The 24596-nt window shown below is 69.4% G+C and carries 23 protein-coding genes; 15 read left to right on the plus strand and 8 right to left on the minus strand.

Features of this window, described 5'->3' with window-relative positions:
- The first annotated feature begins 7 nt into the window (after positions 1 to 7).
- The 9 genes from ABT130_RS12875 (at position 8) to ABT130_RS12915 (ending at position 11339) form a co-directional block, all read left to right on the plus strand.
- Complete coding sequence (locus ABT130_RS12875; RefSeq protein WP_350927965.1) at positions 8 to 553, plus strand: EF-hand domain-containing protein; 546 nt, start codon at positions 8 to 10, stop codon at positions 551 to 553.
- Between the two features lie 161 nt (positions 554 to 714).
- Positions 715 to 1662 (plus strand): terpene synthase family protein, encoded by a 948-nt coding sequence (locus ABT130_RS12880; protein ID WP_350955325.1) that lies wholly within the window; start codon positions 715 to 717, stop codon positions 1660 to 1662.
- 216 nt (positions 1663 to 1878) lie between these two features.
- The gene (locus ABT130_RS12885; protein ID WP_350927969.1) at positions 1879 to 3801 is read left to right on the plus strand and encodes a histidine kinase; all 1923 of its coding nucleotides are present in this window, start codon (positions 1879 to 1881) and stop codon (positions 3799 to 3801) included.
- 85 nt (positions 3802 to 3886) lie between these two features.
- Entirely contained in the window at positions 3887 to 5380 is a 1494-nt protein-coding gene (locus ABT130_RS12890; RefSeq protein WP_350955327.1) for a BTAD domain-containing putative transcriptional regulator, read from the plus strand.
- Positions 5381 to 5382: 2 nt separating this feature from the next.
- Positions 5383 to 7488, plus strand: a complete 2106-nt coding sequence (locus ABT130_RS12895; protein ID WP_350955329.1) for a sensor histidine kinase — start codon at positions 5383 to 5385, stop codon at positions 7486 to 7488.
- 58 nt (positions 7489 to 7546) lie between these two features.
- On the plus strand, positions 7547 to 8452 hold the full coding sequence (locus tag ABT130_RS12900; protein ID WP_350955331.1) for a TolB family protein: 906 nt from the start codon (positions 7547 to 7549) through the stop codon (positions 8450 to 8452).
- 288 nt (positions 8453 to 8740) lie between these two features.
- Positions 8741 to 10522, plus strand: coding sequence for an NAD+ synthase (locus tag ABT130_RS12905; protein ID WP_350955332.1), 1782 nt, complete (start codon positions 8741 to 8743; stop codon positions 10520 to 10522).
- Positions 10523 to 10589: 67 nt separating this feature from the next.
- Positions 10590 to 11066: a hypothetical protein gene (locus ABT130_RS12910; RefSeq protein WP_350927979.1), complete on the plus strand. Its 477-nt coding sequence runs from the start codon at positions 10590 to 10592 to the stop codon at positions 11064 to 11066.
- 75 nt (positions 11067 to 11141) lie between these two features.
- Positions 11142 to 11339: a hypothetical protein gene (locus ABT130_RS12915; RefSeq protein WP_350927981.1), complete on the plus strand. Its 198-nt coding sequence runs from the start codon at positions 11142 to 11144 to the stop codon at positions 11337 to 11339.
- Between the two features lie 20 nt (positions 11340 to 11359).
- On the opposite strand, the gene ABT130_RS12920 is transcribed toward ABT130_RS12915, so the two are convergent.
- Positions 11360 to 13120, minus strand: coding sequence for a hypothetical protein (locus ABT130_RS12920; RefSeq protein ID WP_350955334.1), 1761 nt, complete (start codon positions 13118 to 13120; stop codon positions 11360 to 11362).
- Positions 13121 to 13339: 219 nt separating this feature from the next.
- Here ABT130_RS12920 and ABT130_RS12925 point away from each other — a divergent pair, with 219 nt between their 5' ends.
- Together ABT130_RS12925 and ABT130_RS12930 are read left to right on the plus strand one after the other, a co-directional pair.
- Positions 13340 to 14179, plus strand: coding sequence for a helix-turn-helix domain-containing protein (locus tag ABT130_RS12925; protein ID WP_350955336.1), 840 nt, complete (start codon positions 13340 to 13342; stop codon positions 14177 to 14179).
- Positions 14164 to 14400 (plus strand): DUF397 domain-containing protein, encoded by a 237-nt coding sequence (locus ABT130_RS12930; protein WP_350955338.1) that lies wholly within the window; start codon positions 14164 to 14166, stop codon positions 14398 to 14400. Before ABT130_RS12925 ends, ABT130_RS12930 begins: the two co-directional genes overlap by 16 nt.
- A gap of 201 nt (positions 14401 to 14601) precedes the next feature.
- On the opposite strand, the gene ABT130_RS12935 is transcribed toward ABT130_RS12930, so the two are convergent.
- From ABT130_RS12935 to ABT130_RS12945, 3 genes are all read right to left on the minus strand, one after another.
- Positions 14602 to 15249 (minus strand): TetR/AcrR family transcriptional regulator, encoded by a 648-nt coding sequence (locus ABT130_RS12935; RefSeq protein WP_350927989.1) that lies wholly within the window; start codon positions 15247 to 15249, stop codon positions 14602 to 14604.
- A 7-nt stretch (positions 15250 to 15256) separates the two neighbouring features.
- A complete protein-coding gene (locus ABT130_RS12940) occupies positions 15257 to 16819 on the minus strand; it encodes an MFS transporter (protein ID WP_350955340.1) in 1563 nt (520 codons plus the stop codon).
- Between the two features lie 133 nt (positions 16820 to 16952).
- A complete protein-coding gene (locus ABT130_RS12945) occupies positions 16953 to 18155 on the minus strand; it encodes an MFS transporter (protein ID WP_350955342.1) in 1203 nt (400 codons plus the stop codon).
- A 208-nt stretch (positions 18156 to 18363) separates the two neighbouring features.
- Here ABT130_RS12945 and panB point away from each other — a divergent pair, with 208 nt between their 5' ends.
- The gene (panB, locus tag ABT130_RS12950) at positions 18364 to 19209 is read left to right on the plus strand and encodes a 3-methyl-2-oxobutanoate hydroxymethyltransferase (protein WP_350955344.1); all 846 of its coding nucleotides are present in this window, start codon (positions 18364 to 18366) and stop codon (positions 19207 to 19209) included.
- Between the two features lie 65 nt (positions 19210 to 19274).
- On the opposite strand, the gene ABT130_RS12955 is transcribed toward panB, so the two are convergent.
- Entirely contained in the window at positions 19275 to 20186 is a 912-nt protein-coding gene (locus ABT130_RS12955; RefSeq protein WP_350955346.1) for a threonine/serine dehydratase, read from the minus strand.
- 86 nt (positions 20187 to 20272) lie between these two features.
- Complete coding sequence (locus ABT130_RS12960) at positions 20273 to 21445, minus strand: trans-sulfuration enzyme family protein (protein ID WP_350927999.1); 1173 nt, start codon at positions 21443 to 21445, stop codon at positions 20273 to 20275.
- 280 nt (positions 21446 to 21725) lie between these two features.
- Between ABT130_RS12960 and ABT130_RS12965 the strand changes: the two genes are divergently transcribed.
- A complete protein-coding gene (locus ABT130_RS12965; protein ID WP_350955348.1) occupies positions 21726 to 21875 on the plus strand; it encodes a hypothetical protein in 150 nt (49 codons plus the stop codon).
- A 123-nt stretch (positions 21876 to 21998) separates the two neighbouring features.
- On the opposite strand, the gene npdG is transcribed toward ABT130_RS12965, so the two are convergent.
- Positions 21999 to 22664: an NADPH-dependent F420 reductase gene (npdG, locus tag ABT130_RS12970; protein ID WP_350928003.1), complete on the minus strand. Its 666-nt coding sequence runs from the start codon at positions 22662 to 22664 to the stop codon at positions 21999 to 22001.
- Positions 22665 to 22785: 121 nt separating this feature from the next.
- Here npdG and ABT130_RS12975 point away from each other — a divergent pair, with 121 nt between their 5' ends.
- Positions 22786 to 23364: a hypothetical protein gene (locus tag ABT130_RS12975; protein WP_350955350.1), complete on the plus strand. Its 579-nt coding sequence runs from the start codon at positions 22786 to 22788 to the stop codon at positions 23362 to 23364.
- Positions 23365 to 23386: 22 nt separating this feature from the next.
- Here ABT130_RS12975 and ABT130_RS12980 read toward each other — a convergent pair whose 3' ends face one another.
- Entirely contained in the window at positions 23387 to 23569 is a 183-nt protein-coding gene (locus tag ABT130_RS12980) for a hypothetical protein (RefSeq protein ID WP_350955352.1), read from the minus strand.
- Between the two features lie 44 nt (positions 23570 to 23613).
- Here ABT130_RS12980 and map point away from each other — a divergent pair, with 44 nt between their 5' ends.
- Entirely contained in the window at positions 23614 to 24462 is an 849-nt protein-coding gene (map, locus tag ABT130_RS12985; RefSeq protein WP_350955354.1) for a type I methionyl aminopeptidase, read from the plus strand.
- Positions 24463 to 24596: the final 134 nt, after the last annotated feature.

The raw sequence follows: 24596 nt of genomic DNA on the forward strand, positions 1-24596 counted from the left end.
GTAAACGATGAGCACCAGGCTCCTCAATCGCAAGCTTGACCGTGCCTTCGAGCACATGGACGTCGACGGCAGCGGATCGATCGAGCGCGAGGACCTTCTCGGTCTCGGAGCCCGGATCCTCGTCGGCTTCGGTGAGTCGCCGACCTCCCCGGCCGGCAGCAGGCTCGCCCAGGGCTTCGAGGGGATCTGGCGGACACTGGCCGCGGAGATCGACACCGACGGCGACCGGGCGATCTCCCCGGAGGAGTTCCGCGCCGGCATGACCTCCGCGTTCGTCGAGGGCGACCGGTTCGACGCGGTCTTCGGACCCGCGGCCGAGGCGGTGGCCTGGCTGTGCGACACCGACGGCGACGGCGCCGTCGGGCCGGACGAGTTCTGGGTCATGATGGCCGCGTTCGGCACCTCCCGCGAGGACGTGACGGCCGCCTTCGAGCGGCTCGACGGCGACGGCGACGGCGCGGTGTCCGTGGGCGAACTGGTCGAGGCGACCCGGCAGTTCTACACGGGCACCGATCCGGACGTGGCCGGCAACTGGCTGTTCGGTCCGCTGTAGTGGCTCTCACCCCGACGTTCGGCGATCCCCTGACCTTTCCCCGACCCCACTCACAACCCTTGTCACACTCCCTGCACCCGTCCCCCTCACCTGTCACACGTCCCTTCGCCGCCCCGCCCCCCGGGACCGCGGGATGCCCGAAGCCGCCACCCCCCTCCGGGGTGGCCGCGGCTTCGCTGCTCCCCCTCGCCGAGCTCGTACCGTCGATGTCGGCACCGTGCCGGATGCATCCCTCGGTCGACCTGATCGGCGCCGAGCTCGCCGGCTGGGCCCGCGAGGCCGGGCTGGAGGCTCCCCCACGCGCCGGGTTCGAGCGGATGGCGGGCCGGGCCTTCGCCGGGTTCGGCGTGGAGGCGGCGCTGCTGTTCGCCAAATGGCTGACCTGGCTGTTCCATTTCGACGACGAGTGGGATGAGAAGCCCGCCGGACGCGCGGCCGAGATCGTGGAGGCCACCTTCGCCAGGCTCGACCTCGTCGCACGCGCTCCCGTCCACGCCTCCTCGCCCGTCGAGATCGCCTTCGCCGACCTCTGGGAGATCACCGCGGGGCGGATGAGCACCCGGTGGCGGCACCGGTTCCTGGCGGGGCTGGCGGCGCAGGGCGAGGCATGCCGCACCGAGGCCGAGAACCGGTGCGCGGGCCGGGTGCCCTCCCCCGCGGAGTATCCGCGGCTGCGGCGGGGCACCGCGGGCCCCTACCTGTTCGACCTGGTGGAGCCCTGCCTGGGGGTGGAGGTGCCCGCGGGACTGCGCGAGAGCACGACCTGGCGGACGCTGGTGGACGCCTGCAACGACGTCACCGCGTGGTGCAACGACGTCGCCTCGCACCACAAGGAGCGGGCCAACGGCGACGTGCACAACTACGTGACGGTCGCCGCGACCGCGTTCGGGCTCTCCGACGGCGCCGCCGTCACCTGGGTGAACGACCGGATCGCCGCCCGCGCCGAGGACCTGCGGATCTCCGCGCGCCGGCTGCCGGCGCTGTTCGACCGGTTCGAGCTGTCGATCGGCCAGGCCAGGGAGGTCAGCAAGGTCGCGTGCGCGTTCCTCGCGGCGCCGAGAGCACAGTTGGAATGGCTCCTGGAGTCCAGCCGGTACGACGTGCCGTGACCGGCCCGCTCCCACCCGGGCGGGCCCGCCCGGGTGGGAGCGGTGTCCTGCCCCAAGCCCCGCCGGCGATCGGGCCGACTCCGAGGCTCCGTACGAGATACGCCCTGCTTTGATCGCTTATTGATTGGATTGCGCTTCAAGCCGGTTAAGGTCCTTCCAAGTACCAGATGAAGGGCCTGAACCACCATGCGCGGGCTGAACCTGTTGATCCAAAGGGTGACGCCTGTCCGGGGGCGGGTCGCGGCGGTGCTGATCACCAGCGCGTCCGTCGCGATGGTGTGCGTCAACGTCTGGGCCACAACGCTGCTCCCACAGCCCTCCTACACGCCGCTGCCGTTCGCGCCGGAGGACGTGGCCGGCACCGCGTTCCCCATCCTCGGAGCGCTGCTGGTGTTCCAGCGGCCCCGGCTGGTCATCGGCTGGCTACTCTGCCTGGGCGGGCTGTTCTCCGCGCTGAACAGCCTCACCATGAACCTCGCCCTGCTGGGCACGGCACGGGAGTGGACGGTTCCGTCCGAGGCCACCTGGACGCTCGCGGGGGTGAACTGGAGACTGACCATCCTGTTCCTGGTCGTGCTGCTGCCGCTGCTCTACCCGGACGGAAGGCTGCCCTCCCCGCGCTGGCGGCCACTGATCTGGGCCTCGGTCGCCATCCTGGCGCTCGACGTACTCGTCACGGACTTCATGTCCTTGCCGGGGAGAGGGGACACGTACCCCCTCAGGTTCTCCCTGGACATGCTCACCAACGCGGTGATCCTCCTGGCCTTCGCCTCGCTGGCCATGCGGTTTCGCCGGGCGGACGCCGAAGAGCGCAGGCAGATCCTGTGGCCGCTGGTCGCGATCGCCACGGTCGTCGTCCCCTGGGTGCTCGGCAACCCGGTGTGGTGGCTGGCGTCGTTCACGATCCCGCTGGTCCCGCTCGCGATCACCTTCTCGGTACTGCGGTACCGCCTCTACGGGATCGACACGCTGATCACCAGGACCCTGGTCGGCGCGGGCCTGGTCGGCGTGATCGGCGGGGTGTACGTGGCGGTGGGCACCGCCTCCAGCCTGTTCCTGTCGGACGTGGACCGGATCGGCGGCCTGATCGCCGCGCTCTGCGCGGGGGCGTTCTTCCATCCGATACGGCGGGTGCTCCAGCGCGGCGCCGACCGCCTGCTCTACGGCAGCAAGGGCGACCCGGTGACGCTGGCCGCCGAACTCGGGCGCAGGCTGCAGCACACCGATCCGGCGGGCGGGCTGACCGCCGCCCTGGAGGTGCTGCGCGACGGTCTGGCCGTCACCGGTACGGGCGTGCGTTTTTCCGGCGGCTGGCCCGAGGAGGCGACGGCGGGGACGCTGGAGGAGGTGGCGCGCGACATCCGGCTCGTGTGGCACGGCGAGCCCGTCGGCCGCCTGCTCATCGGCCCGCCGGGGGTCAGGCGCCTGCCGGCCACGCACAACGAGCGGGTCATCGCCGCGCTCACGCCGTACGTGGCGGACGCGGCCCACGCGGTCCGGCTGGTCGGCGCGCTGCGGCGTTCCCGGGAGCGGATCGTCACCACCCGCGAGGAGGAACGCCGCCGCCTCCGCCGTGACCTGCACGACGGCCTCGGCCAGTCACTCAGCGGGATGGCGATGTCCATCAACGCGGCCAGGCACTCCCTGCGCGTCTCCCCCGAGACGGCCGAGCGTATGCTCAGCGAGCTGCGATCCGGCATGGACAGCGTCACCAGCGACATCAGGCACCTGGTGTACGGCCTGCGACCGCCCACCCTCGACGAGCTGGGCCTGGCCGGTGCGCTGGCGGAGATGGCGGGCCCCGGCGTCACCGTGGAGGTCAGGGGCGAGCTGTCGGGGCTGCCTGCGGCCACCGAGGTGGCCGCGTACCGGATCGCGCAGGAGGCGCTGACCAACGCCCGCAAGCACGCCGGTGCCGCGACGGTGCGGCTGTCGCTGGAACGCGGCGAGGACTTCTTGAGCATCCGGGTGCACGACGACGGGATCGGCATCCCCGCGGAGCGTCGCGCGGGGATCGGACTGGCCTCGATGCGCGAGCGGGCCGCCGAACTCGGCGGGACATGCATGATCACGGCACCGCCCGAGGGGGGCACCACGGTCGAAGCTGTTCTTCCGGTGAACTTGAATGTGGAGATATGACCATCGATGATTTCTTACAGCCTGCGAACGATGGCGAGTGTTGCCCTATGACGTTGGCCCAGGTAGCTCTAACCTTGCGCCTGCAATGCTGACATTTCGTGCTCTCGGACCGTTCCAGGCGCGCCACAACGGCACGCTGCTCGATCTCGGCGGCCAGCGCCAGATGGCGGTGCTGGCCCGGCTCCTCGTAGCCGGCGGCCGCGCCGTCCCGGTGGCCATGCTGATCGACGAGCTGTGGCCGGGTGAGCCTCCGACCCAGGCCCTGTCGACCATCCAGGGATACGTGTCGCGGCTGCGGCGCGCCCTGGAACCCGGCCGCGCGCCACGGGAGGAGGCCGAGGTACTGGTCTCCGCCCCGCCGGGCTACGCGCTGCGCGCCTCAGCGGACCAGGTGGACTCCTGGATGTTCGAGAACGCGGTCAAGGCCGGTGGCGAACCCACCGAGGTGTGGGGGCGCCTGGAGACCGCCCTCGCGCTCTGGCGGGGTCCGGCCCTGGCCGAGTTCTCCGACCTGCCGTGGGCGGTGACCGAGGCGGGCCGGCTGGAGGAGCTGCGGCTGATCGCGGTCGAACGCCGCGCCGACGCGGGACTCCTCCTCGGTCACTCCGGTGCCCTGGTCGCCGACCTGGAGGCGCACGCCTCGGCGCACCCGCTGCGGGAGGAGGCCTGGCGGCTGCTCGCGCTGGCCCTGTACCGCAACGGCAGGCAGGGGGACGCGCTGGGAGCGCTCCGACGGGCCAGGGGGATGCTCCGCGACGAGCTCGGCCTCGACCTCGGCGCCGCCCTGCAGCGCCTGGAGTCCGACATGCTGGCCCAGGCCGTTCACCTCGACCCGCCCGCGGAGCCGGTCGCCGCGCGCGCGGCGGAACCGGCGGCACCGCGCCCGACGGCCACCGAGGAGCGGGCGCGGGCGCTGCCCGGGCTGCGCATCGTGGTGGTGGACGACCAGGCGCTGGTCCGCACCGGCCTGCGCGTGGTGCTGGACAGCGAGCCCGGCTTCGAGCTCGTCGGGGAGGCGGAGAACGGCGAGCAGGCGATCGCCGTGGTCCGGGAGACCGCTCCGGACCTGGTGCTGATGGACATCCAGATGCCCAGGCTGGACGGGCTGACCGCCGCGCGACGGATTCTGGCCGACGAGGCACCGCCGAAGGTCGTCATGATGACCACCTTCGGCACGGACGACAACCTCTACGCGGCGCTGCGCGCGGGGGTGAGCGGGTTCGTCCTCAAGACGTCGGCGCCCGAGCAGCTCATCACCGCGATACGAGCCGCGCAGGCAGGGGACGCGTTGATCGACCCCGCCGTCACCACCCGCCTGATCGCGGCCTTCGCCGGGCGCACCAACCCGTCCGCGCCGCCCGGCCTGGCCGGTCTCGGGGACGCGGACCTCGACCTGATGAAGCTGGTCGCCAGGGGGCTGACCAACCGGCAGATCGCGGCGACCCTCGCGGTCTCCGAGCGGTCGGTCTCACAGTCGGTGATCAAGCTGCTGGACCACCTCGGGCTGTTCGACCGGGCCCAGCTCGTCGTCACCGCGTACGAGTCCGGGCTGGTCAACCCCGGCGACGTGGGCAGATAGCGATGCACCCGCGGGCACGGGAGCACGACCGGGTGCTCGACGGCGTCGGCGACGTGCCCAGACGGGCCGTCGACGCGCTCACGGTGCCCGCCGGGCCCGCCGGGCCCGCTGTGCCGCTCGCGCGCGCTCTGTCGCGCTCGCCACGGCGGCTCGCCGCCGTGGCGATGGCCACCCTCTCCGTGGGACTCATCGCGGGCGGGGTCATGCTCCGCCTCGACCTGCCGCCCGAGTGGCAACCGATGCTGGACGGCACACCCCAGCTGACGGCGGGGCTGATGTTCCCCGTGGTCGGCGCCTTCCTGCTGGCTCACCGCTCGCGTCCGGCCACGGCATGGCTGATGTGCGTGGGCGGCCTGCTGTGCGCGATCGACATCTTCTCCGAATCGGTGCTGTTCGCCTTCGCCGCGGCGGGAGACATGGACACGGCCGGCTACCTCCGCTGGCCCATGGTCATGAGCCACCACGCCGGCGGGATCCTGCTGGCGGTCATACTCCCGCTCTACTCCCCCGACGGCCGGCTGCCCTCCCGGCGCTGGCGGCCGTTGGTGGCGGTCGGCGCGGTCGCGGCGGTGACGAGCACGCTGCTCGACCTCACCCGCCCGGCACCCGACCAGGCGAGCTACCCCTGGCCGCGGATCATTCCCAACCCACTCGCGCTGGAGGCCACGGCCCCCTACAGCATGGCCGCGCGCCAGGCGGCCGCCATTCTGGTATCGGTTCTCGCGTTGCTGGCGCTGGTCTCCCTGGTGCTGCGTTTCCGGCGGGCCGGCCCCACGCTGCGCCGGCAGATCGCCTGGCCGCTGTTCGCGTTCGCCTTCTACGTCGCCTGTCTGCTCGCCGGACCCGACTGGTGGCCGGCCGCCGCGACCTGGGCCGGGCTGATCCCCGTGGCCATCGCCTTCTCCGTGCTGCGCTACCGGCTCTACGGCATCGACACCGTGGTCAGCCGCGCCTTCGTCGCCGCCGGGCTGATCGCCGCGATCAGCGTCATCTACGCGGTCGGCACGGTCGCCGGGCTGGCCCTGTCGGGATATGACCGGATCGGCGGCCTGATCGCGGCTTTGCTCGCCGGAGTGATCTTCCACCCGCTCCGGCACAGGCTCAGGAGCCTGGTGGACCGGCTCATGTACGGCACGCACGGCGACCCGCGGGCGTTCGCCGCGCGCCTGGCCTGGGAGGTCCGCGAGACCGAGCCGACCAACGCGCTCGCCGCCGTCGCCGCGGTGGTCAAGGACGGGCTGAGCGTCACCGGGGTCGCGGTCGAGGTGTACGAGCCCGGCACCAGGCAGGTACAGGTCGGCCTGCTGGGCCCGGCGCCACGCGGCGTACCGCTGGTCTGGCACGGCGAGCCGGTCGGGCTGCTGCTTCTGGGCTCCCCCGGCCCCCGCAGGTTCGCCGCGGCGTACAACGACCGCCTGATCGCGGTGGCCACCCCGTACGTCGCCGACGTGGTACACGCGGTACGGATGACCGCCGACCTGCAGCACTCCCGGGAGCGCATCCTCACCGCCCGCGAGGAGGAGCGCCGCCGCCTGCGCAGGGACCTGCACGACGGGCTCGGCCACGCGCTGACCGACATGGCGATGGCCATCAACATGGCCAGGATCAGCCTGCGCACCGCCCCCGACTCCGCCGACCGGCTCCTGGCGGAGCTGCGCAGCGGCATGGACGCGGTCAGCGAGGAGATCAGGGAACTGGTGTACGGCCTGCGACCGCCCACCCTCGACGATCTGGGCCTGGCGGGGGCCGTGCGGGCCCTCGCCCAGGAGGGCACACCGAGGGTCGCCGTGGAGACCGAGGGCAACCTGTCGGACCTGCCCGCGGCAGCCGAGGTGGCCGCCTACCGCATCGCGCAGGAGGGGCTCACCAACGTCCGCAAGCACGCGAGGGCCAGCTCCGCGACCATCTCGCTGCGGCGCGGGGAGTCGCTGGTGGTGCGCGTCCAGGACGACGGGCACGGGCTGCCCGCCGGCCCCCGCTCGGGAGTCGGGCTGCTCTCCATGCGCGAGCGCGCCGCCGAGCTGGGCGGGACCTGCGTGATCGGGGCGGCCCCCGGCGGCGGCACGGTCGTGGAGGCCGTGCTGCCGATCGCGGCTGATCATTTGTAAACCCTTTGCCCCTTTCGGGACTCTAACTCCGTTAAGGAATTGACCCGAGGAGATCTCCTTGAAGTACTGGGCACTGGCCGCCGGCGCCGCACTCGCCGTGTCTGCCACCGCCACCCCCGCGGTGGCCTCACCCCGAACTGCCTCACCTCAGACGGCTCCCGTAGCGGGTGCCGTCTACTTCCGCTACGCCGGCAGCGGGGTCGAGGCGCTGACCCACCGGGGAGGCTGGAGCCGCCTGACCGCCGGAGAGGGGGCCTTCGCCGGTCAGTTCGCGGTCGCGCCCGACGGCGGCAAGATCGCCTGGATCGACGACAAGAGCAGGCTGCACGTCAAGTCGGCCACCGGGGACAAGGTGATCGCCAAGAACGCCGCCTACGGCGGCCCCTGCCTGACCCCCGCCTGGACCGCCGACGGCAGGCAGATCGCCTACCCGGTGCGGGGCACCGCCGAGGCCACCACCGTGGCCGTGGTCGGCGCCGACGGCAAGGGCCGGTTCAACGCCGGCAAGACCCTCGGTCCCTGTCACCTGACCTGGTCGGCCGACGGCAGGACTCTCGCCGGGTACGCGGGCGACGTCAACGGCGTCTACCTCCTGGACACCAGGCGGCGTGTCGCCAACCGCAACCCCGGCATCAAGCTCGCCAACCACGTGGAGAGCCTGTCGCCGGACAGCCGCAGGGTGGTGGTCAACGCCATCGGCGCGAACGCCCCGGGCGGTGACGGTTCCTGGCCGCTGTCATTCTCCCCGTCGATCTACGACACCAAGACCGGGGCGAAGATCGCCATCCCGGTCAAGGGGCGGCTGCTCGGCGCGCGTTACCTGCGCGACGGCCGCCTGGCGGTCCGCGTCAAGGGCACGACCGCCAACACGATCGTGATCCTCTCCCGCGCGGGCAAGGAGCTCCAGCGGGTGGCCGAGCCGGCGGGGGCGAGGAACCTCGGACTGGTCGGGGTCCTCGACTGACGCCTTCCCCTGCGTGAGACGACGCCGTCGGCAGGCTTGATGACCCGCGCGTTGCCCGCCGGACGGCGACATCGGACGCCGGCCGACGGGCAACCGGCCGCAACCGGCTGGCAACCGGCTGGCAGAGCTCGGAACGTGCCGTTCTCGTCGCACCTCACCGGACTTCCCGGGCGGCCGCCGGGCCTGGACTGCGCCTTTCATCCTGATACGGCAGGTTATGTGGGTAAAACACACCCAGAGGGATCACCTGAACGGTGATCTCGTGGTACGTCCCAATAGGATGGACAGGTGGCTCAACTCCGTATCGCCCTGGCCCAGAGCAATCCCGCCGTCGGCGACCTGGCCGCCAACGGCGACAGGCTCGTCGAGTGGACCCGGCGCGCCGCGGACCGCGGCGCGCACCTGGTCGTCTTCACCGAGATGTTCCTGACCGGCTATCCCGTCGAGGACCTGGTGCTGCGCACCTCGTTCGTGGAGGCGTCGATCTCCGCGATCGAGAAGGCCGCGCGACGACTGGACGAGGCGGGACTCGGCGAGATCCCGGTCGTCGTCGGCTACGTGGACCGCGCGAATCTCGCCCCGCGCGTCGGCCAGCCCAAGGGCGCCCCGCTCGACGCGGCGGCGCTGCTCCACCGGGGCCGGGTGGTCGTCAAGACCGCCAAGCACCACCTGCCCAACTACGGCGTCTTCGACGAGTACCGCTACTTCGTCCGCGGCGACCGGCTGCCGATCTTCCGGCTGCACGGCGTCGACGTGGCGATCGCGGTCTGCGAGGACCTCTGGCAGGAGGGCGGCCCCGTCGCCGTGGCGGCCGAGGCCGGAGCCGGGCTGCTGGTGGTGCCGAACGCCTCACCGTACGAGAAGGAGAAGGACGACGTACGGCTGGCGCTGGTGGCCAGGCGCGCCCGCGAGGCCGGTTGCGTCCTCGCCTACGTCAACCAGGTCGGCGGCCAGGACGAGCTGGTCTTCGACGGCGACTCGCTCATCGTCTCCGCCTCCGGCGAGCTCATCGCGCGCGCGGCGCGCTTCTCCGAGGAACTGCTGGTCACGGACCTGGAGCTGCCCGAGGCCAGGTACGGAGGACTCGGGGAGTTCCAGGTGGACGCCGGGGACAACACCGTGATCACGGTGGAGCGGCTGGAGCTGTCGCCCCGCCCCCTGGAGCCGTACGAGCCGGAGCCCCCCACGCTCGCCGAGCAGCTCGACGACACCGCCGAGATCTACTCGGCTCTGGTCCTCGCGGTCCGCGACTACGTCGCCAAGAACGGCTTCGGGTCGGTCATCCTGGGCCTGTCCGGCGGCATCGACTCGGCGCTGACCGCCACGATCGCCTCCGACGCCCTCGGCCCCGACCGGGTACACGCGGTGCTGATGCCGTCGCGCTACTCCTCTGACCACTCGCTGAGCGATGCCCAGGAACTGGTCGACCGACAGGGGATCAACGCCGGCACCGTGCCGATCGCCGACATCGTCAACGGCTTCGAGAAGGAGATCGAGCTCTCCGGCCTGGCCGCGGAGAACCTCCAGGCCCGGGTGCGCGGCATGCTCCTGATGAGCCTGTCCAACCAGCACGGCCACCTCGTCCTCACCACCGGCAACAAGAGCGAACTGGCCACCGGCTACTCCACCCTCTACGGCGACTCCGCGGGTGGCTTCGCGCCCATCAAGGACGTGCTCAAGACCCTGGTCTGGGAGCTGTCGCGCTGGCGCAACGCCCAGGCGGGCCGCTCGGGTGAGTTCCTGCACCCCTTCGCGGTGCCGCCGATCCCGGAGAACTCGATCGAGAAGGAGCCCAGCGCGGAACTCCGCCCCGACCAGCGCGACACCGACTCCCTTCCCGAGTACGGAGTCCTGGACCGGCTGCTGGGCGACTACGTCGAGAAGGACATGGGCTCGGCCGAGCTGATCGCCGCCGGACACGACCCCGCGCTGGTCGCCCGGGTGATCCGCCTGGTCGACCTGGCCGAGTACAAGCGCCGCCAGTATCCCCCGGGCCCCAAGATCACCCCCAAGAACTTCGGCCGCGACCGCCGCCTCCCCATCACCAACCGCTGGCGCGAGACGACCTAACGAGGTCTGGGAACGTTTCTGGGCATCACACTCCCCTGACCGGAGAATGATCAGTACAGTCGGCAGGGTGCGTCATGTCGCGGGATGCGTTCTGTTACTTCTGCTGGTGGCCGGTTGCACAAACAGCAGCCCCACCCTCGATGAGGCCGCCCAGGTTCTGGCCGCGGACATGAAAAAGCTTGAGCCCTTCTATCCGACGACAAACAAGAAAACGGTCGACAGGACCGGCAAGGAAAAAAGCGACTTCGCGGTTTGCGGCAAAGACGGAACCGCCCTCCGCTCTTATGAACTCAGCAGTGATTTCAATAAAGACAGTCCGACCTCTCCGGAGCAGCGTGTCGAGTCATTCAGTCTCCTCTTCATGGAGGAGCTTAAAAAAATCGGCTACGAAGCCGATCGAAAATCCAGCTGGGCGCGCCCCGGGCGAACCATCGGCGTTCTACACAAAAAAGATCCGGGAATTACCGTCATCCTGGTCGCACAGGATTCCCAACCCAACGTAGAGATCATCGGAAAGACCGACTGCATATTTGAAAGCCGGTGATCACAGAGGGGTTCGGGAAAGACGAGCCTGCTCTCGAAGTCGCGAAGCGGTCCGCCTCAGGTTGCGCGCAGCGCCATGACACTGTTCCGCAAGCCGAATGATGTCCGACCGCCTTTGAATTACATCGGAATTGAAACGCTGAGCCGATGGCCCGGTCCAGACTGGACCATCAACAGCCGAATCGGTCTCAACTCGATCAAGGATCGTTTCAAGATTCTTGACGTATCCCTCAAGTCGATCAGCCAGCAGTTCCTTCTCTTCGGCTTGGCGTAGCAGTTCATTTGGCCCCATCGTCATCCTCCGCGCGCGTCGAGCGCGGTCTTCAAAACCGGCTCAAGCCGCCCGTAGAACAGATCCCTGAGCTGTCGAAGGTCCGAATCCCCAAGCGGTGGGTAACCGTGGGCCTGCCGGGAGGCGCTAAGGGCGGCCACCTGAGCATCGACCAGGACCTCAACCAGGTCCGAGGCCTCTCCCGGCCGCTCCCGGTCAAGGATCCCCTCAATCGCGCTCTTCAGGTCGTTCTTTCCGACTATGTCGGTCGCCTTTCCAGCCACCGTCTCCTTGAACACCCCACCATCGATCACTTCACCGAAGACTCTTCCGGCAAAAATATCCAAGGGGAAAGTAAGGAGCTCTACGATGACCTTATCCGTTTCGTCGGCAGACAAATCAGCTTCATGTAAACCGCTGAAGAAAATCGATGCCAACGCCCCCGACCTGACCACTTTTTCATAGAAAATTTCACGCTGACCTTTCCTGGCCTCCTCGGTTGAGGCATCACCAAACGGGTGACTTTCCCCTAAATCGAGTTTCTTTAAGAATTCTCCATAGCCATTCCTGAGCGGCATCAGCGCCCCAGGGCTCTGCAGTAACCCTCCAAAGAAGTTCGAAATCTTTGCAGAGTCAAACTTCTGCCACCCCTGATCCGTGCTGCGGCTCGGAAACCTATCCTTTCGATTCCAGGTATCGACAAGTTCGGGAAAGTACTGTGAGATATGTGTGGCGAGCACCTGGCCGATCGGAGACGGGGCGGCCAGTGCGGGCCAGAAGTTCTTCCTGCTGTAGAGATCGATGATGTTGAGCCAGGAGTCGCGGCGGAGGGTGGCGTCTCCCGCACCGGGAGCCAGTGCCCTGCCCAGAGCGGTGGCTAGGAGTTTCTCGAAGTCCGTACCGTCGAGACCGTTCACCACCTCGGGCCGCAACAGCAACGTCGCGTTCTCAGCTGAGACCAGAAATCGCTGGGTCGCTCCCACATCCTGGCTCAGCGCCTTGGCCAGCCAGTAGATGTTCCAATCCTTTCCCGACACGCGTGAGCCGCTGTACTGGAGCAGCTTGGCGCTGGCCGCGAGGACGAACTCGCGCGACTGGCGGGCCAGGCCGAGCAGTGCCGCCATGTCGCCTATGGGGAGGTTGCCCAGGGCGTGGTCACGCAGGCCCTGGGGAAGGGTGCCTGCCGCATCCGCTGAGGCGAACGCCTCGGCCAGCGGTTTCAGATCCTTGCCCGCCTTCTTCAGGTTCCCGGGACTGTAACCGCGCGGATCGTTCTGGTTCCGCGAGCTCACGGCGGCGAAGATCGCTCCGAAAGTGGCGCTGCCCAGCGTCGTCAGCAACCCCGCCGAGTAGGCGGCGTCGACGGTCTTGCCCTGTCCCTCCCGGAGCGTCGTCTGAACCTTCTCCCAGTTCTGGACGCTGGGGTCCTTCAGGTAGTCATGCCACGCCGCCAGGGTCCGCTCTCCGGCGAGTGTCCCCGCGTTCCGGGACGTGGTGGCGTCGCCGAAAGCGAATTCAGCGGTCTTGAGGCCGCTTTTCGGTGCTGTGTCCTCGACACGCTCGATCGTCTGGGTCCGCCAGGTCAGGTCCCGCTGCGCCTCGTCGAGAAACCGCCCGACGTTGTCCAGCACCTCAGCGCCTGGACCCACCGGCCAGTCGGGGCCCGCTTCGGCAATGGAGGCGGCCAGCGAGGGCCTCAACACCCGGCCCCGTTGCGCGGCATCGCCCATGGCAGTGATCAGACGTCGCGCCCCCGCTGGATCAATGCCGACAAACTCCACCATTTAGCCTGGTCTCCTTGGATAGAGACGCTGGGATGACAAAGCCTCAACATGTTATCCCGACTTCCCCACAACCGAGAGTGTGAAGAAAACAGCGAGAACAGTTAGCAGACAAATCGGAAGTCAATTCAATGAGTTCCGAGGGGAGCTTCCGGTCGGGGCGACCGAGAACTACTTTTAGTAGTGATTCGACTACAGTCGGCCGGGAGATAGGAGTCCGCGATGCCCCCTTCGCGTGAGCTCGACAGCGCGTCCAGCCCACTCGCCTTCTTCGCCATGGAGCTACGTCGCCTGCGCGAGCAGGCCGGGCTGACACAGGAACAGCTCGCCCGGGAGATCTCCTACTCGATCGCGCTGATCAGCATGGTGGAGACCGGGAAACGCAACCCGTCCCGCGACTTCACCAGACGTTGCGACGAGAGGCTCAACGGTGGCGGACTGCTCATACGGATCTGGCCGCTGCTGGCCAATACCGCCTACTCCACGCAATTCCAACCCTGGTTGGAGATCGAGCCCCAGGCCCACACTCTGAGGAACTGGGAACCTCTCCTAATCCCCGGCCTACTCCAGACCGCCGACTATGCCAGCGCAGTTCTTCGCGCCGAACCAGGAGTGAGCGACGAGCGGGCTGAGGAACTCGTCTCCGGACGTCTGGAGCGACAGAAGTTGCTGACCAAAGATGATCCGCCACTTTTCCTGACGGTGATCAGAGAGGAAGCTCTGCACCTCCACATCGGCAGTCCCGAGATAATGCACGACCAACTGTCCGCACTGCTCATCGCAGCGGAGCACAGACACATCTCCGTACAGATCGTTCCCAGCGGGCTGGGCATGACGGGCGGCACCATAGCGGGTCTGGAGGGAGCATTCATCATTGCAGGCGTCGAGGGCAGCCCCGATAGTGTATTCGTGGAGTCCGCCGCCGCAGGGCACGTCACGGATCATCCCCGCGACGTAGTGGCGATCTGCAGGCGTTACGAAGCGATCCGTTCGGAGGCCCTGTCCGCACGGGCCAGCGCCGACCTCATAACAAAGGTGATGAAGGAATGGCAACAGACCTGACCGGCGTAACCTGGCACAAATCCTCCCTGAGCGGCTCCAGCGGGGGTAACTGCGTTGAGGTGGCCGTCGTGGATGTCTCCGATACCGGTCACAAGGCAGACCCCGGCCCCCTTCATGTGATCCGCGACTCCAAGAATCCCGAGGGCCCCAAGCTGTTCTTCACCCAGTCCGAATGGGATGCCTTCGTCGTCGGCGTCAAGCTCGGAGAGTTCGACAACTGACGAACGTGGGTGAGGCCCCCGATGCACCTTGTGTCGGGGGCCTCACCGTGACACGCGAAGAGCTGAGGTGAGGCAGCGACGTGTCAGCCGAGCCTCACTCTGGTGAGAGGTCATTTCTACGATCTCGGCCTCCCCGGGAAAGCGAGAAACGAAGACCTTTCCGAAGGTCGCCGACATCCCTTTGGAAGGCAGCGAGGAGCCTCAGCCGGAGCCGAGGCCTGTCAGGAGTTGGTCGACGATCCGTTCGGCCAGGTCGGAGGGGAGCTCGCCGTTCTCTTCCGGGCCCTCGGTGCGGATGTACCACATGATGGTGCCGACCACCGTCGCCATCGCGATGCGCACGTCGAGGCCGGCCCGGAGCTCGCCGGTGGCGATGCCGCGCCGCAGCAGGGCGGCCATCGCCGCCCTGCGCGGCTCGATGGTCGCCTGGCGGATGCGTTCCACCAGGCGCGGGTGGCGCTCGGCCTCGTTCATCGCGATGTTCATCACGCAGCGGTTGCGCGCGTCGCACGCGTCTTGCTGGAAGACCCGCATGTAGGTGATCAGATCCTCGCGGACCGAGACGCCCCCCGGCGCGGGAAACGGTCTCTTGAGGGTCGCCAGCGCGTCAACGAGCAGGTCCTCCTTGCTGGACCAGCGCCGGTAGATGGTGGTCTTGCCGACCCCCGCGCGAGCGGCGATGCCCTCGATCGACAGTTCGGAGAGGCCGCTGCTCTCCCCGACCAGATCGAGGGTCGCGTCGATGATGGCCTTCTCCGCCCTGGCGCTGCGGGGACGGCCCGCGGGGCGGGTCGTCTGAGCCTGGGCTGTCCGAGCCTCGGCCATCTGGGTCTCGTCGGCGGTCGTCATCGCACACCTACACTACTGCCGGTTCCGCTTCGCGATCTACGCCCCGCGGGGCGGGGGTCCCGGAGGACCTGCCGGGCAGCCATCTGAGCACCACCAGGGCTCCCACCAGCGCGATGGCCGCGGAGACGAGGGCGGTGACGTGCATGCCCTCGACGAAGGCGAGCTTCGCCGGTTCGATCAGCGCCGCACCCCGCTCACCCAGGCCCTGGGCCACATTGAGCGTTCCGGGCAGCGACTCCCCGGCGATGTGCCTGAGCTGCTCGGGCAGGCCGGTCAGCGCGGGAGCGATCTGGTCGCGGTAGGTGGCCGAGAGCAGCGAGCCGAGGAGCGCGACCCCGAGCGCGCCGGCCACCTGGCGGACCGTGTTGCTCATGGCCGACCCGACACCCGCCTTCTCCCTGGGGAGCGCCTCCATGATCGCGGTCGTCGCCGGGGGCATGATGTTGGCCATCGCCGCACCCTGGACGAAGAACACGATCTCCAGTACGAGGATCGGGGTGTGCTGGTCCATCAGCGAGTAGGCGGCCAGTGCGCCGGCCACGATGACCATGCTGACGGTGGCGGTCAGCCTGCCACCGAAGCGCGCGGCCATCTGCTGGCTGAGCGGGGCGAAGATCAGCTGGGCGGCGGCGAAGGGGATCATCAGGGCGCCCGCCTGCAGCGCGCTGAAGCCCAGCACGATCTGCAGGTAGAAGACCAGGAAGAACATCGCGCCCATCATCGCGAAGAACACGATGCCGACCATGCCGACCGCGGTGGCGAAGCGCGGGTCGCGGAAGTAGCGGACGTCGAAGGCCGGGTGGTCGATGCGGCGCTCGTACCAGACGAAGACGCCGAGCACGACGATGCCGAGGATCGTCGGGACGAGCACCTCCGCGCTGGCGATCGTGGCCAGCTCGCCGCCCCGGATGATGCCGTAGGTGACGGCGACCAGACCGACGATGGAGAGGATCACGCCGACCGGGTCGAGCTTGGACGGGTGCGGGTCACGCGACTCGGGCACGACCAGGCTGATCAGCACCATGCTGATCAGCACGATCGGCAGGTTGATCAGGAAGACCGACCCCCACCAGAAGTGCTCGATGAGCAGGCCCCCGGTGATCGGCCCGATCGCCACGGCCAGGCCCACGCCGCCGGCCCAGACGCCGATCGCCTTGCCGCGCTCCTGCGGGGGGAAGACGTTGGAGATGATGGCCAGCGTGGCCGGCATGATCGCGGCACCGCCGATGCCCATGAACGCCCGGGCGACGATCAGCTGCATGGGGTCCTGGGCGTAGGCGCTGGCCAGCGAGGCCAGGCCGAACAGGACCATGCCCACCATGAGCATGCGCCTGCGGCCGGTACGGTCGCCGATCACCCCGAAGGTGAACAGCAGGCCCGCGAAGACGAGCGTGTACGAGTTGATCGCCCATTCCAGCTGGCTCTGGCTGGCTCCCAGGCCCACCTTCGGATCGGCGATCGTCTTCAGCGCGACGTTGAGGATGGTGTTGTCGAGCACGACCGCCAGGAGGCTGAAGACCAGCACTCCCAGGATCTGCCACCGTCTCGGGTGACCAAGCTGTTGTTCCACGAAGGCCCCGTTTTTCGATACGTATGAGTTTCGAAACATCACCGTAGCGCCATCTTTTTCGATACGCAACCGTGTCGTTTCGTATTTATCAGGACATATCGCGATACACGCACCATTGGGAGCGCGCCGGGGTTCAGGCGGCGAGCGGGAGCGGCTCCTCGACCGAGCTCTCGGTGCGCCGCCAGAACGGCAGGGCGACCAGGACCATCAGCACGCAGCCCAACCCGGCGGCGGCGAAGGCCCAGCCGGGACCGGGGCCGTCGATGATCACACCCGCGATGGGCGCCGCGGAGGCACCACCGATCAGCAGCGCCGTGCCGTGCAGGCCCATCGCCTCGCCACGGGCCTCCGCGGGAACCCAGCGGCTCACGGTGTCGATCGAGGAGGACAGCGCGGGGGCGCACAGCACGCCCGCCGGCAGCAGGGCCAGGACCAGCCAGTGCCAGTCGCCGCCGACCAGCCCGACGGGAATGGTGAGCAGCCCCATGGCTCCGATCAGGACCAGCGGCGAGCGCCCACGGGGCAGCATGCCGTACACGAAGCCGCCGGTCAGCGAGTAGGCGCACCACAGGGCGATCGCCAGCCCGATCCACGCGGTGTCGCCGCTCCGCTGCATCGTCGCCACCAAGGACAGCTCGGTGGCGGCCAGCACGAAGGTCGCCGCGACGACGGTGCCGAGCAGTCCGAGCATGCCCGGGGTGAGCCACTGGCGGCGCGCGACCCTCGCCACCGGCTCACGGAGCTCCTCGGCCGAGCGGATGGGCGGGTTCAGCACGATCAGCGCCGTCCCCGAGCCGACCAGACCGATCGCGACGATGCCCATGGTGGGGACGCTGCCGAGGGAGGTCACCCCCGCGATCGCCAGGGCGGGGCCGGCCATGTAGGAGAGCTCCACGATGATGGAGTCGAGGGAGAACCCCATCCGGCGCTGGTCGACCGGGACCAGCGCCGTGAGGCACTGCCTGATCACGCTGAACACCGGGAGGGCGAGGAGGCCCGCGGGCACCGCGGCGGCGAGCAGCACCGGGAACGGCATCGCCCACGCGACGGACCAGAAGACGAGCTGGGCGAGCGTGGTCACCGCCAGCACCGGGCGCAGGCCGTGCCTGTCGACGAACCTGCCCGCCAGCGGTGAGCCGACGGCCATGCCCACGGTGCTCGCCATGGTCACCAGACCGGCCGCGCCGAAGCCCATGCCGAGTCCGCCGGGGTCGACGACATGCATCGTCAGTGTGATGGCGACCGCGGTCGAGGGAATGCGGGCGAGCAGCCCCACCAGCAACAACGACCGCACGCCCGGCAGTGCCAGCAGGCGGCGGTAAGGTTCTACAGCCATTGTGATTACTTACCTCCGCCAGCATTGTGCCGTACGCACCCGACACTTCCGCCACCGGATTTACCGCGGGGGTGTGCGGTACGCCACCCACACCCCCGCCATCGGATTACCAGGCCGGCCGGGTCTGTTGAACCTGCCGAACGCGTGCAATCATCGGAACCGTCCGGGGACGCCATCAGGGGCGCCTCGAGACTTCACTGGAGGTCCCATGTCCTCTTCCTCCCCCAGCCGGCCGACCTCGCTCTACGGCGGCCAGGCCGGCCGAAGGATCACCGTACGCGACGTCGCCGCCGCCAAGGAGCGCGGCGAGCGGTGGCCGATGGTCACCGCGTACGACGCGATGACCGCCAGGGTCTTCGACGAGGCCGGCATCCCCGTGCTGCTCGTCGGCGACTCGGCGGCCATGGTCGTGTACGGCTACGACTCGACGCTGCCCGTATCGGTGGACGATCTCATGCCGCTGACCGCGGCCGTGGTACGCGGCTCCTCCCGCGCGATGGTCGTGGCCGACCTGCCGTTCGGCTCCTACCAGGCATCTCCCCAGCAGGCCCTGGAGACGGCCGCCAGGTTCATGAAGGAGGCCGGTGCCCACGCGATCAAGCTTGAGGGTGGGCGGCGGGTGCTCCCCCAGGTCGAGACGCTGGTCTCGGCGGGCATTCCGGTGATGGCCCACCTGGGCCTGACCCCCCAGTCGGTCAACGCGCTCGGCGGCTACCGGGTACAGGGCCGCGGCCAGTCGGGTGACGAGCTGATGGCCGACGCCAAGGACCTGGAGTACGCCGGAGCGTTCGCCGTGGTCCTGGAGTGCGTTCCCGCCGAGCTGGCCGAGCGGGTCACCTCGTCCCTGTCGATCCCGACGATCGGCATCGGTGCCGGGCCCGGCACCGACGCGCAGGTCCTCGTCTGGCAGGACCTGATGGGCCTGACCGCCAGCCCGGCCAGGTTCGTCAAGAAGTACTTCGACCTGGCCCACGAGATGGACCGGGCGGTGCGCAGCTTCGCCGACGAGGTGTCGACCGGCGCCTTCCCCGCTCCCGAGCACAGCTACAGCTGACGACTCCGGGCCCCGGCGTCCCAGGAAACCCTGGCGGCGCCGGGGCGTTCAGGCGCGGCGCGAGATCAGGCGAGCGTGGCGGGGTCGGTGTTGGCGCCGCACACGACCACGGCCACCCGCTCCCCTTCGGCCAGGGTGTAGCGGCCGGACAGCAGAGCCGCGTACGCGGTGGCGCCCGCGTGCTCGGCGGCGATCCGGTGCTCCCGCCACATCTCGCGCCGTGCCTCGACGATGGCCTCCTCGGAGACCAGCAGGCTCCGTATCCCCGCCGCGCCCGTGATCTCACAGGCGATCTCGCCCGCCCGGCTCGCGCCCAGGGCATCGGCCCCCACCCCCGCGACCTCGACCCCGACCGGCCGGCCGGCCTCCAGCGCCCGGTGCAGGGTCGGGATGAGCTCGGGCTCGACGGCGACCACGCGGGCGTGGCCGTCGAGCGCGACGGTGATCCCGGCGACGAGCCCGCCGCCGCCGACCGCGACGAGGACCGTGTCGACTCCCCCGGTCTGCTCCAGGATCTCCAGGCCGACCGTGCCCTGCCCCGCGACCACCTCCGCCTGGTCGTAGGCGTGCACGTCCAGGGCACCGGTCTCGGCCGCGCGCTTGACGGACGCCTCGTAGGCGTCGGCGTAGACGGCACCGACCTGGGTCACCCGCGCGCCCAGCGCGCGCAGCCCGGCCACCTTCACCGGGCTGGACACCGTGGGCACGAAGATCTCCGCCGGGACACCGAGACCGCGTGCCACGTACGCCACCGCCAGGCCGTGGTTGCCCCCGCTCGCCGCGATCAACCCGGCCTCGGGGATCTCTCCCATGGACAGGGCGCGGTTGAAACCTCCTCGCGCCTTGAACGACCCCGAGTGCTGCAACCCCTCCAGCTTGAAGAACAGCCCCGGCGACACCTCGACCACCGGTGTGCGCCGGACGTACCCCGCGATGCGCTCGGCGGCCCGTCGCACGTCCCCGATCGACACGCTCACGCGCGTCTCCTTCCCACAAAGCGGCTCGGAAAGCGGCCATCCTTCCTGCGGCCCCGTGCCGCAGTCTAGGAGACGCCGTGGATCCCTCAGGCGAGCGCCTGCTCGAAGTCGGCCCACAGGTCCTCGATGTGCTCGATGCCGACCGCCACCCGTACGGTGCCCGCACCGACCCCGTGCCGGGCGAGCTCCTCGGCCGTCAGGGAGCGGTGGGAGGTGGTCGCGGGGTGCAGGATGAGCGTCTCGACACCGCCGAGGGACGGGGCCAGCAGGGCCAGCCGCACCGAGCTCATGAACCGCTCGCCCGCCGCCCGGCCGCCGACCAGGTCGAACGAGAAGACACCCCCGAAGTCCGGCAGGAGCTTGGCCGCCAGCTCGTACGAGGGATGCGAGGGCAGGCCCGGCCAGTGCACGACGGAGACCGCGGGGTGGTCGTTCAGCCGGGTGGCCAGCTCGCGGGTGTTGAAGCAGTGGCGCTCCATCCGCAGCGGCAGCGTCTGGATGCCGCGCAGGGTGAGCCAGGCGGCGAACGGATCCGCGGTGGCACCCAGCTTGACGTTGTAGGCCCACACCCTGCGGTACATCTCCTCCGCGGCGAAGACGGCGATCCCGCCGAGCACGTCGGTGTGCCCGCCCAGGTACTTGGTCGTGGAGTGCACCACGATGTCGGCTCCGTGCTCCAGCGGCCGGCACAGGATCGGTGAGGCGAAGGTGTTGTCGACCACGGAGACGAGTCCGGCCTCGCGTGCCGCCGCGCACATGCCCGGCAGGTCGGCGACCTGGGTCACCGGGTTGGCGATGGTCTCCAGGTAGACCAGTTTCGTCTCCGGCCGCACGGCCGCGCGCAGCGCCGCCGGGTCGTCCTCGGGGACGTAGGAGACCGATATCCGGAAGCGCCGCTCCAGGTCGTTGATCATCGAGGCGGTGCCGCCGTAGAGCGCCTGCTGCGCGATCAGGTGATCACCGGGCTCCAGCAGCGCGAGCAGCACCGAGTTGATGGCCCCCATTCCGGAACCGGTGGCCACGGCCCCGGCACCGCCCTCCAGGCCGGCGACGGCCTCCTCCAGGGAGCGGACCGTCGGGTTCGACAGGCGCCCGTAGACGAAGGCCCCGTCCGGGCGGCCCATCCCGTCGGCGAAGACGGCCGGGTCGTCGAAGACGAAGCCGGAGGTCTGGTAGAGCGGCACCGTGATGGAGCGGCTGCCGTTCAGCTGCGGCTGGGGAAGGTGGACGGTGCGGGTCTCCGGGCGAAAATCAGTCATGAGATAAGAATGTCCGGTTAACAGGCTGTTTGTCAGATCTGCTTGGTGCGATGTTCGTCATCAAAAGCACAGGTCACCCTGACCCGGGACACCGGGAAGACCACCGTGGCAGCCTCAGGTTCCCGGCCGCGTGTTCGCGATCCCCGTCGGGTGACCCGGCGAAGGACACCCCTGGCCGACGCGATCCGGCGCACCGCACCGGGGCCGCGGGGGCTGGATCCCGAACCGGTCGCCACGGCCGCCGGGTCCGGCGCGAGCCCGCTGCCCCCGGAAGAGCACGGTGCTGAGGGAGGCCGCGCAGGGCGCCGGCGCGGAGGGGATCGCCAGGCGGCTGCACCTGTTCGCGGGGACGGTGCGCGACCACCTGACGAGCGCCATCGCCAGGAGCGGCGCCCGCGACAGGATCGCCGAGGACGCCGGCTGGATCTGACGGAGCCGCCTCGCCCGTGAACATCGGAAGCACCGATCACGGCCGGCGCCGGGCGGCTCTCCCGCGACCCCGGTGCCACCGGCTTGCCGAGCGGTCGAGATCGTCAGATATCCGGCTGTCGCGCTAGATGTCGGTGACGCGCAGGCCGGCGTGGGCCTTGTAGCGGCGGTTGATCGAGATGAAGTTGGCGGTCATCGCCTCGACCTGGTGGGCGTTGCGCAGGCGACCGCCGTACACGCCGCGCATCCCGGGGATGCGGCCCGCCAGCGCCTGGACGGTGTCGGTGGCCTCGCGGTCGTCGCCCAGCACCAGCACGTCCAGGTCGATCTTGTCGACCTCGGGGTCCAGCAGCAGGACGGCGGAGACGTGGTGGAAGGCGGCGACCACCCGGCTCTCGGTCAGGACCGCGGCCGCCTGCTGGGCGGCGCTGCCCTCCTCGACCGCGAGTGCGTACGCGCCCTGCTTGTCGAAGCCGAGCGGGTTGACGCAGTCGATGACGATCTTTCCGGCCAGCTCGGCACGGAGAGACTCCAGCGTGGAGCGGTGCCCGTCCCAGGGAATGGCCACGATCACCACGTCGGCCTCGGCCGCCACGGTCGGGTTGCCGGCGCCGCGCACCGATCCGCCGATGCTCGCCGCCGCCTCCTGAGCACGCTCGGCGCTGCGTGAGCCGATCAGCACGCTGTGCCCGGCGAGGGCGAACCGCCGCGCCAACCCCTTGCCCTGGTCCCCGGTCCCGCCCAGGATCCCGATCGAGATTCCCCCCACGTCCGGAATATCAGTGCTCACTCACCGCTCCTCATCATCCCCGACCCTCAAGATCGGACTTCATCGACCATATCGTCTGCCCCGAATCCTCTCAGGGGCGCATTCCCAGGATCATTGCGGGGGGCTGGTGCACGATGGTGCCATGGACGCTGGGTCGGTGACACTGCTGCGCGAGATCCTGGCTTCGACGGGCTGGATCGAGCGGACCCGCGAGCTGGGCCTCGCCCTGCGCGCGACCCGCTCGGCCGGCGGCCTGCTGGTGGTCGGCACGCCCGAGGAGGAGCCCTGGCACCTGACCGCGCACCTGAGCGACGAGGCCAGGCTCTCCGGGCTGCCCCAGCTCTCCCCGACGCTGGTCCGCTGGGCACCCGCCCCCGACGCGCCCGCGCACCTGCGGGTCGGGCTGGACCGGATCCGGCAGGCCGGACGGGGCGAGACCCTGTTCGTGGTCGCCGAGGAGCGCGCTCCCGAGGCGCTGCTGGAGCGGGTGAGCGACGCCCGCAGGACCGGCACGACGATCCTGGCCCTGGACGGCGGTGACACGGACCTTACCGGCCTGGCCCACGACGCGCTGACGGTCCCCGAACGGGCACCGTTCTCCTTCGACGGGGCACAGCATCTGGTGAGCATGGCCGCGGGCGAGGTCGAACGGCGCCCCACCCTGCGTGACCGCCTGGCCAGGCTGCTGGAGCAGATCAGCGGCCCGCAGGTCACCGACTAGACGTACCGGCCGCGCTCCGCCCTCAGTCGTCGTCCTCCCAGGCCTGGTCCTCCCTCTTCCAGTCCTCGTTCCGATCGGCCGCGGTCTTCAGCGCGTTGGCCGCGGCCTCGCGCGTCGGGTACGGTCCCATCCGGTCCTTGTTCGGGCAACCCTCGTCGGGTTCGACGGCCATGTGCTTCAGGCAGAACCACCATTGGTCACTCATGCGGCAATCCTGCCCAGTGGGAAGCGCAACTAGACTGTGGAACCATGACGACACTGCTCCAGCCCGGGCGGATCTCTCCCCTCCGCAGGGTTCCCTCTCACATCCAGCGGCCGGAGTACGTCGGGAAGAAATCCCCGAAGACCGGAGAGGCCGACGTCAAGACCCCCGAGATCATCGAGCGGATGCGGATCGCGGGCAAGCTGGCGGCTCAGGCGCTCGAAGAGGTCGGCAAGCACGTGGCGCCCGGCGTCACCACCGACGAACTCGACCGGATCGGCCACGAGTTCCTCTGCGAGCGGGGAGCGTATCCCAGCACGCTCGGCTACCGGGGATATCCCAAGTCACTGTGCACCTCGATCAACGAGGTGATCTGCCACGGCATCCCTGACGACACCGTGCTGCGCGACGGCGACATCGTCAACGTCGACATCACCGCCTTCATCGGGGGCGTGCACGGCGACACCGACGCCACCTTCCTGGTCGGTGACGTCGACGAGGAGTCACGGCTGCTGGTCGAGCGCACCCGTGAGGCAACCAACCGGGCCATCAAGGCCATCGCCCCCGGCCGGCAGCTCAACGTGGCCGGTCGCGTGATCGAGGCCTACGCCAAGCGGTTCGGTTACGGCGTGGTCCGTGACTTCACCGGCCACGGCATCGGCACCACGTTCCACTCGGGCCTGATCGTCCCCCACTACGACGACCCGTCACTGACGGTCACGCTGGAGCCGGGCATGACGTTCACGATCGAGCCCATGCTGACGCTCGGCACCATCGACTACGACGTCTGGCCCGACGGCTGGACCGCCGTCACCAAGGATCGCAAGCGGACCGCCCAGTTCGAGCACACCATTCTGGTGACCGAGACCGGCCACGAGATCCTGACACTGCCCTAGGCCCTGCCCCTTGGATCTTTTGCCTACCGCGGTCGGTCAGGCGGCGCCTCGCCGCGTTGTCGTCGGTCACCGCAGCACGCTGCGGCTCCCTCCTCCGCCTTACGAGACACCACCTGACCGACCCTCGCCACGGC

This window comes from Streptosporangium sp. NPDC001681 (assembly GCF_040298085.1).
Classification (GTDB): domain Bacteria; phylum Actinomycetota; class Actinomycetes; order Streptosporangiales; family Streptosporangiaceae; genus Streptosporangium.

Coding starts and splice junctions, on each gene's coding strand:
- ABT130_RS12875 (WP_350927965.1), top strand. CDS start 8: ATGAGCACCAGGCTCCTCAATCGCAAGCTTGACCGTGCCTTCGAGCAC.
- ABT130_RS12890 (WP_350955327.1), top strand. CDS start 3,887: ATGCTGACATTTCGTGCTCTCGGACCGTTCCAGGCGCGCCACAACGGC.
- ABT130_RS12895 (WP_350955329.1), top strand. CDS start 5,383: ATGCACCCGCGGGCACGGGAGCACGACCGGGTGCTCGACGGCGTCGGC.
- ABT130_RS12915 (WP_350927981.1), top strand. CDS start 11,142: ATGACACTGTTCCGCAAGCCGAATGATGTCCGACCGCCTTTGAATTAC.
- ABT130_RS12920 (WP_350955334.1), bottom strand. CDS start 13,120: ATGGTGGAGTTTGTCGGCATTGATCCAGCGGGGGCGCGACGTCTGATC.
- ABT130_RS12925 (WP_350955336.1), top strand. CDS start 13,340: ATGCCCCCTTCGCGTGAGCTCGACAGCGCGTCCAGCCCACTCGCCTTC.
- ABT130_RS12930 (WP_350955338.1), top strand. CDS start 14,164: ATGGCAACAGACCTGACCGGCGTAACCTGGCACAAATCCTCCCTGAGC.
- ABT130_RS12935 (WP_350927989.1), bottom strand. CDS start 15,249: ATGACGACCGCCGACGAGACCCAGATGGCCGAGGCTCGGACAGCCCAG.
- ABT130_RS12945 (WP_350955342.1), bottom strand. CDS start 18,155: ATGGCTGTAGAACCTTACCGCCGCCTGCTGGCACTGCCGGGCGTGCGG.
- panB (WP_350955344.1), top strand. CDS start 18,364: ATGTCCTCTTCCTCCCCCAGCCGGCCGACCTCGCTCTACGGCGGCCAG.
- ABT130_RS12960 (WP_350927999.1), bottom strand. CDS start 21,445: ATGACTGATTTTCGCCCGGAGACCCGCACCGTCCACCTTCCCCAGCCG.
- ABT130_RS12975 (WP_350955350.1), top strand. CDS start 22,786: ATGGACGCTGGGTCGGTGACACTGCTGCGCGAGATCCTGGCTTCGACG.
- ABT130_RS12980 (WP_350955352.1), bottom strand. CDS start 23,569: ATGAGTGACCAATGGTGGTTCTGCCTGAAGCACATGGCCGTCGAACCC.
- map (WP_350955354.1), top strand. CDS start 23,614: ATGACGACACTGCTCCAGCCCGGGCGGATCTCTCCCCTCCGCAGGGTT.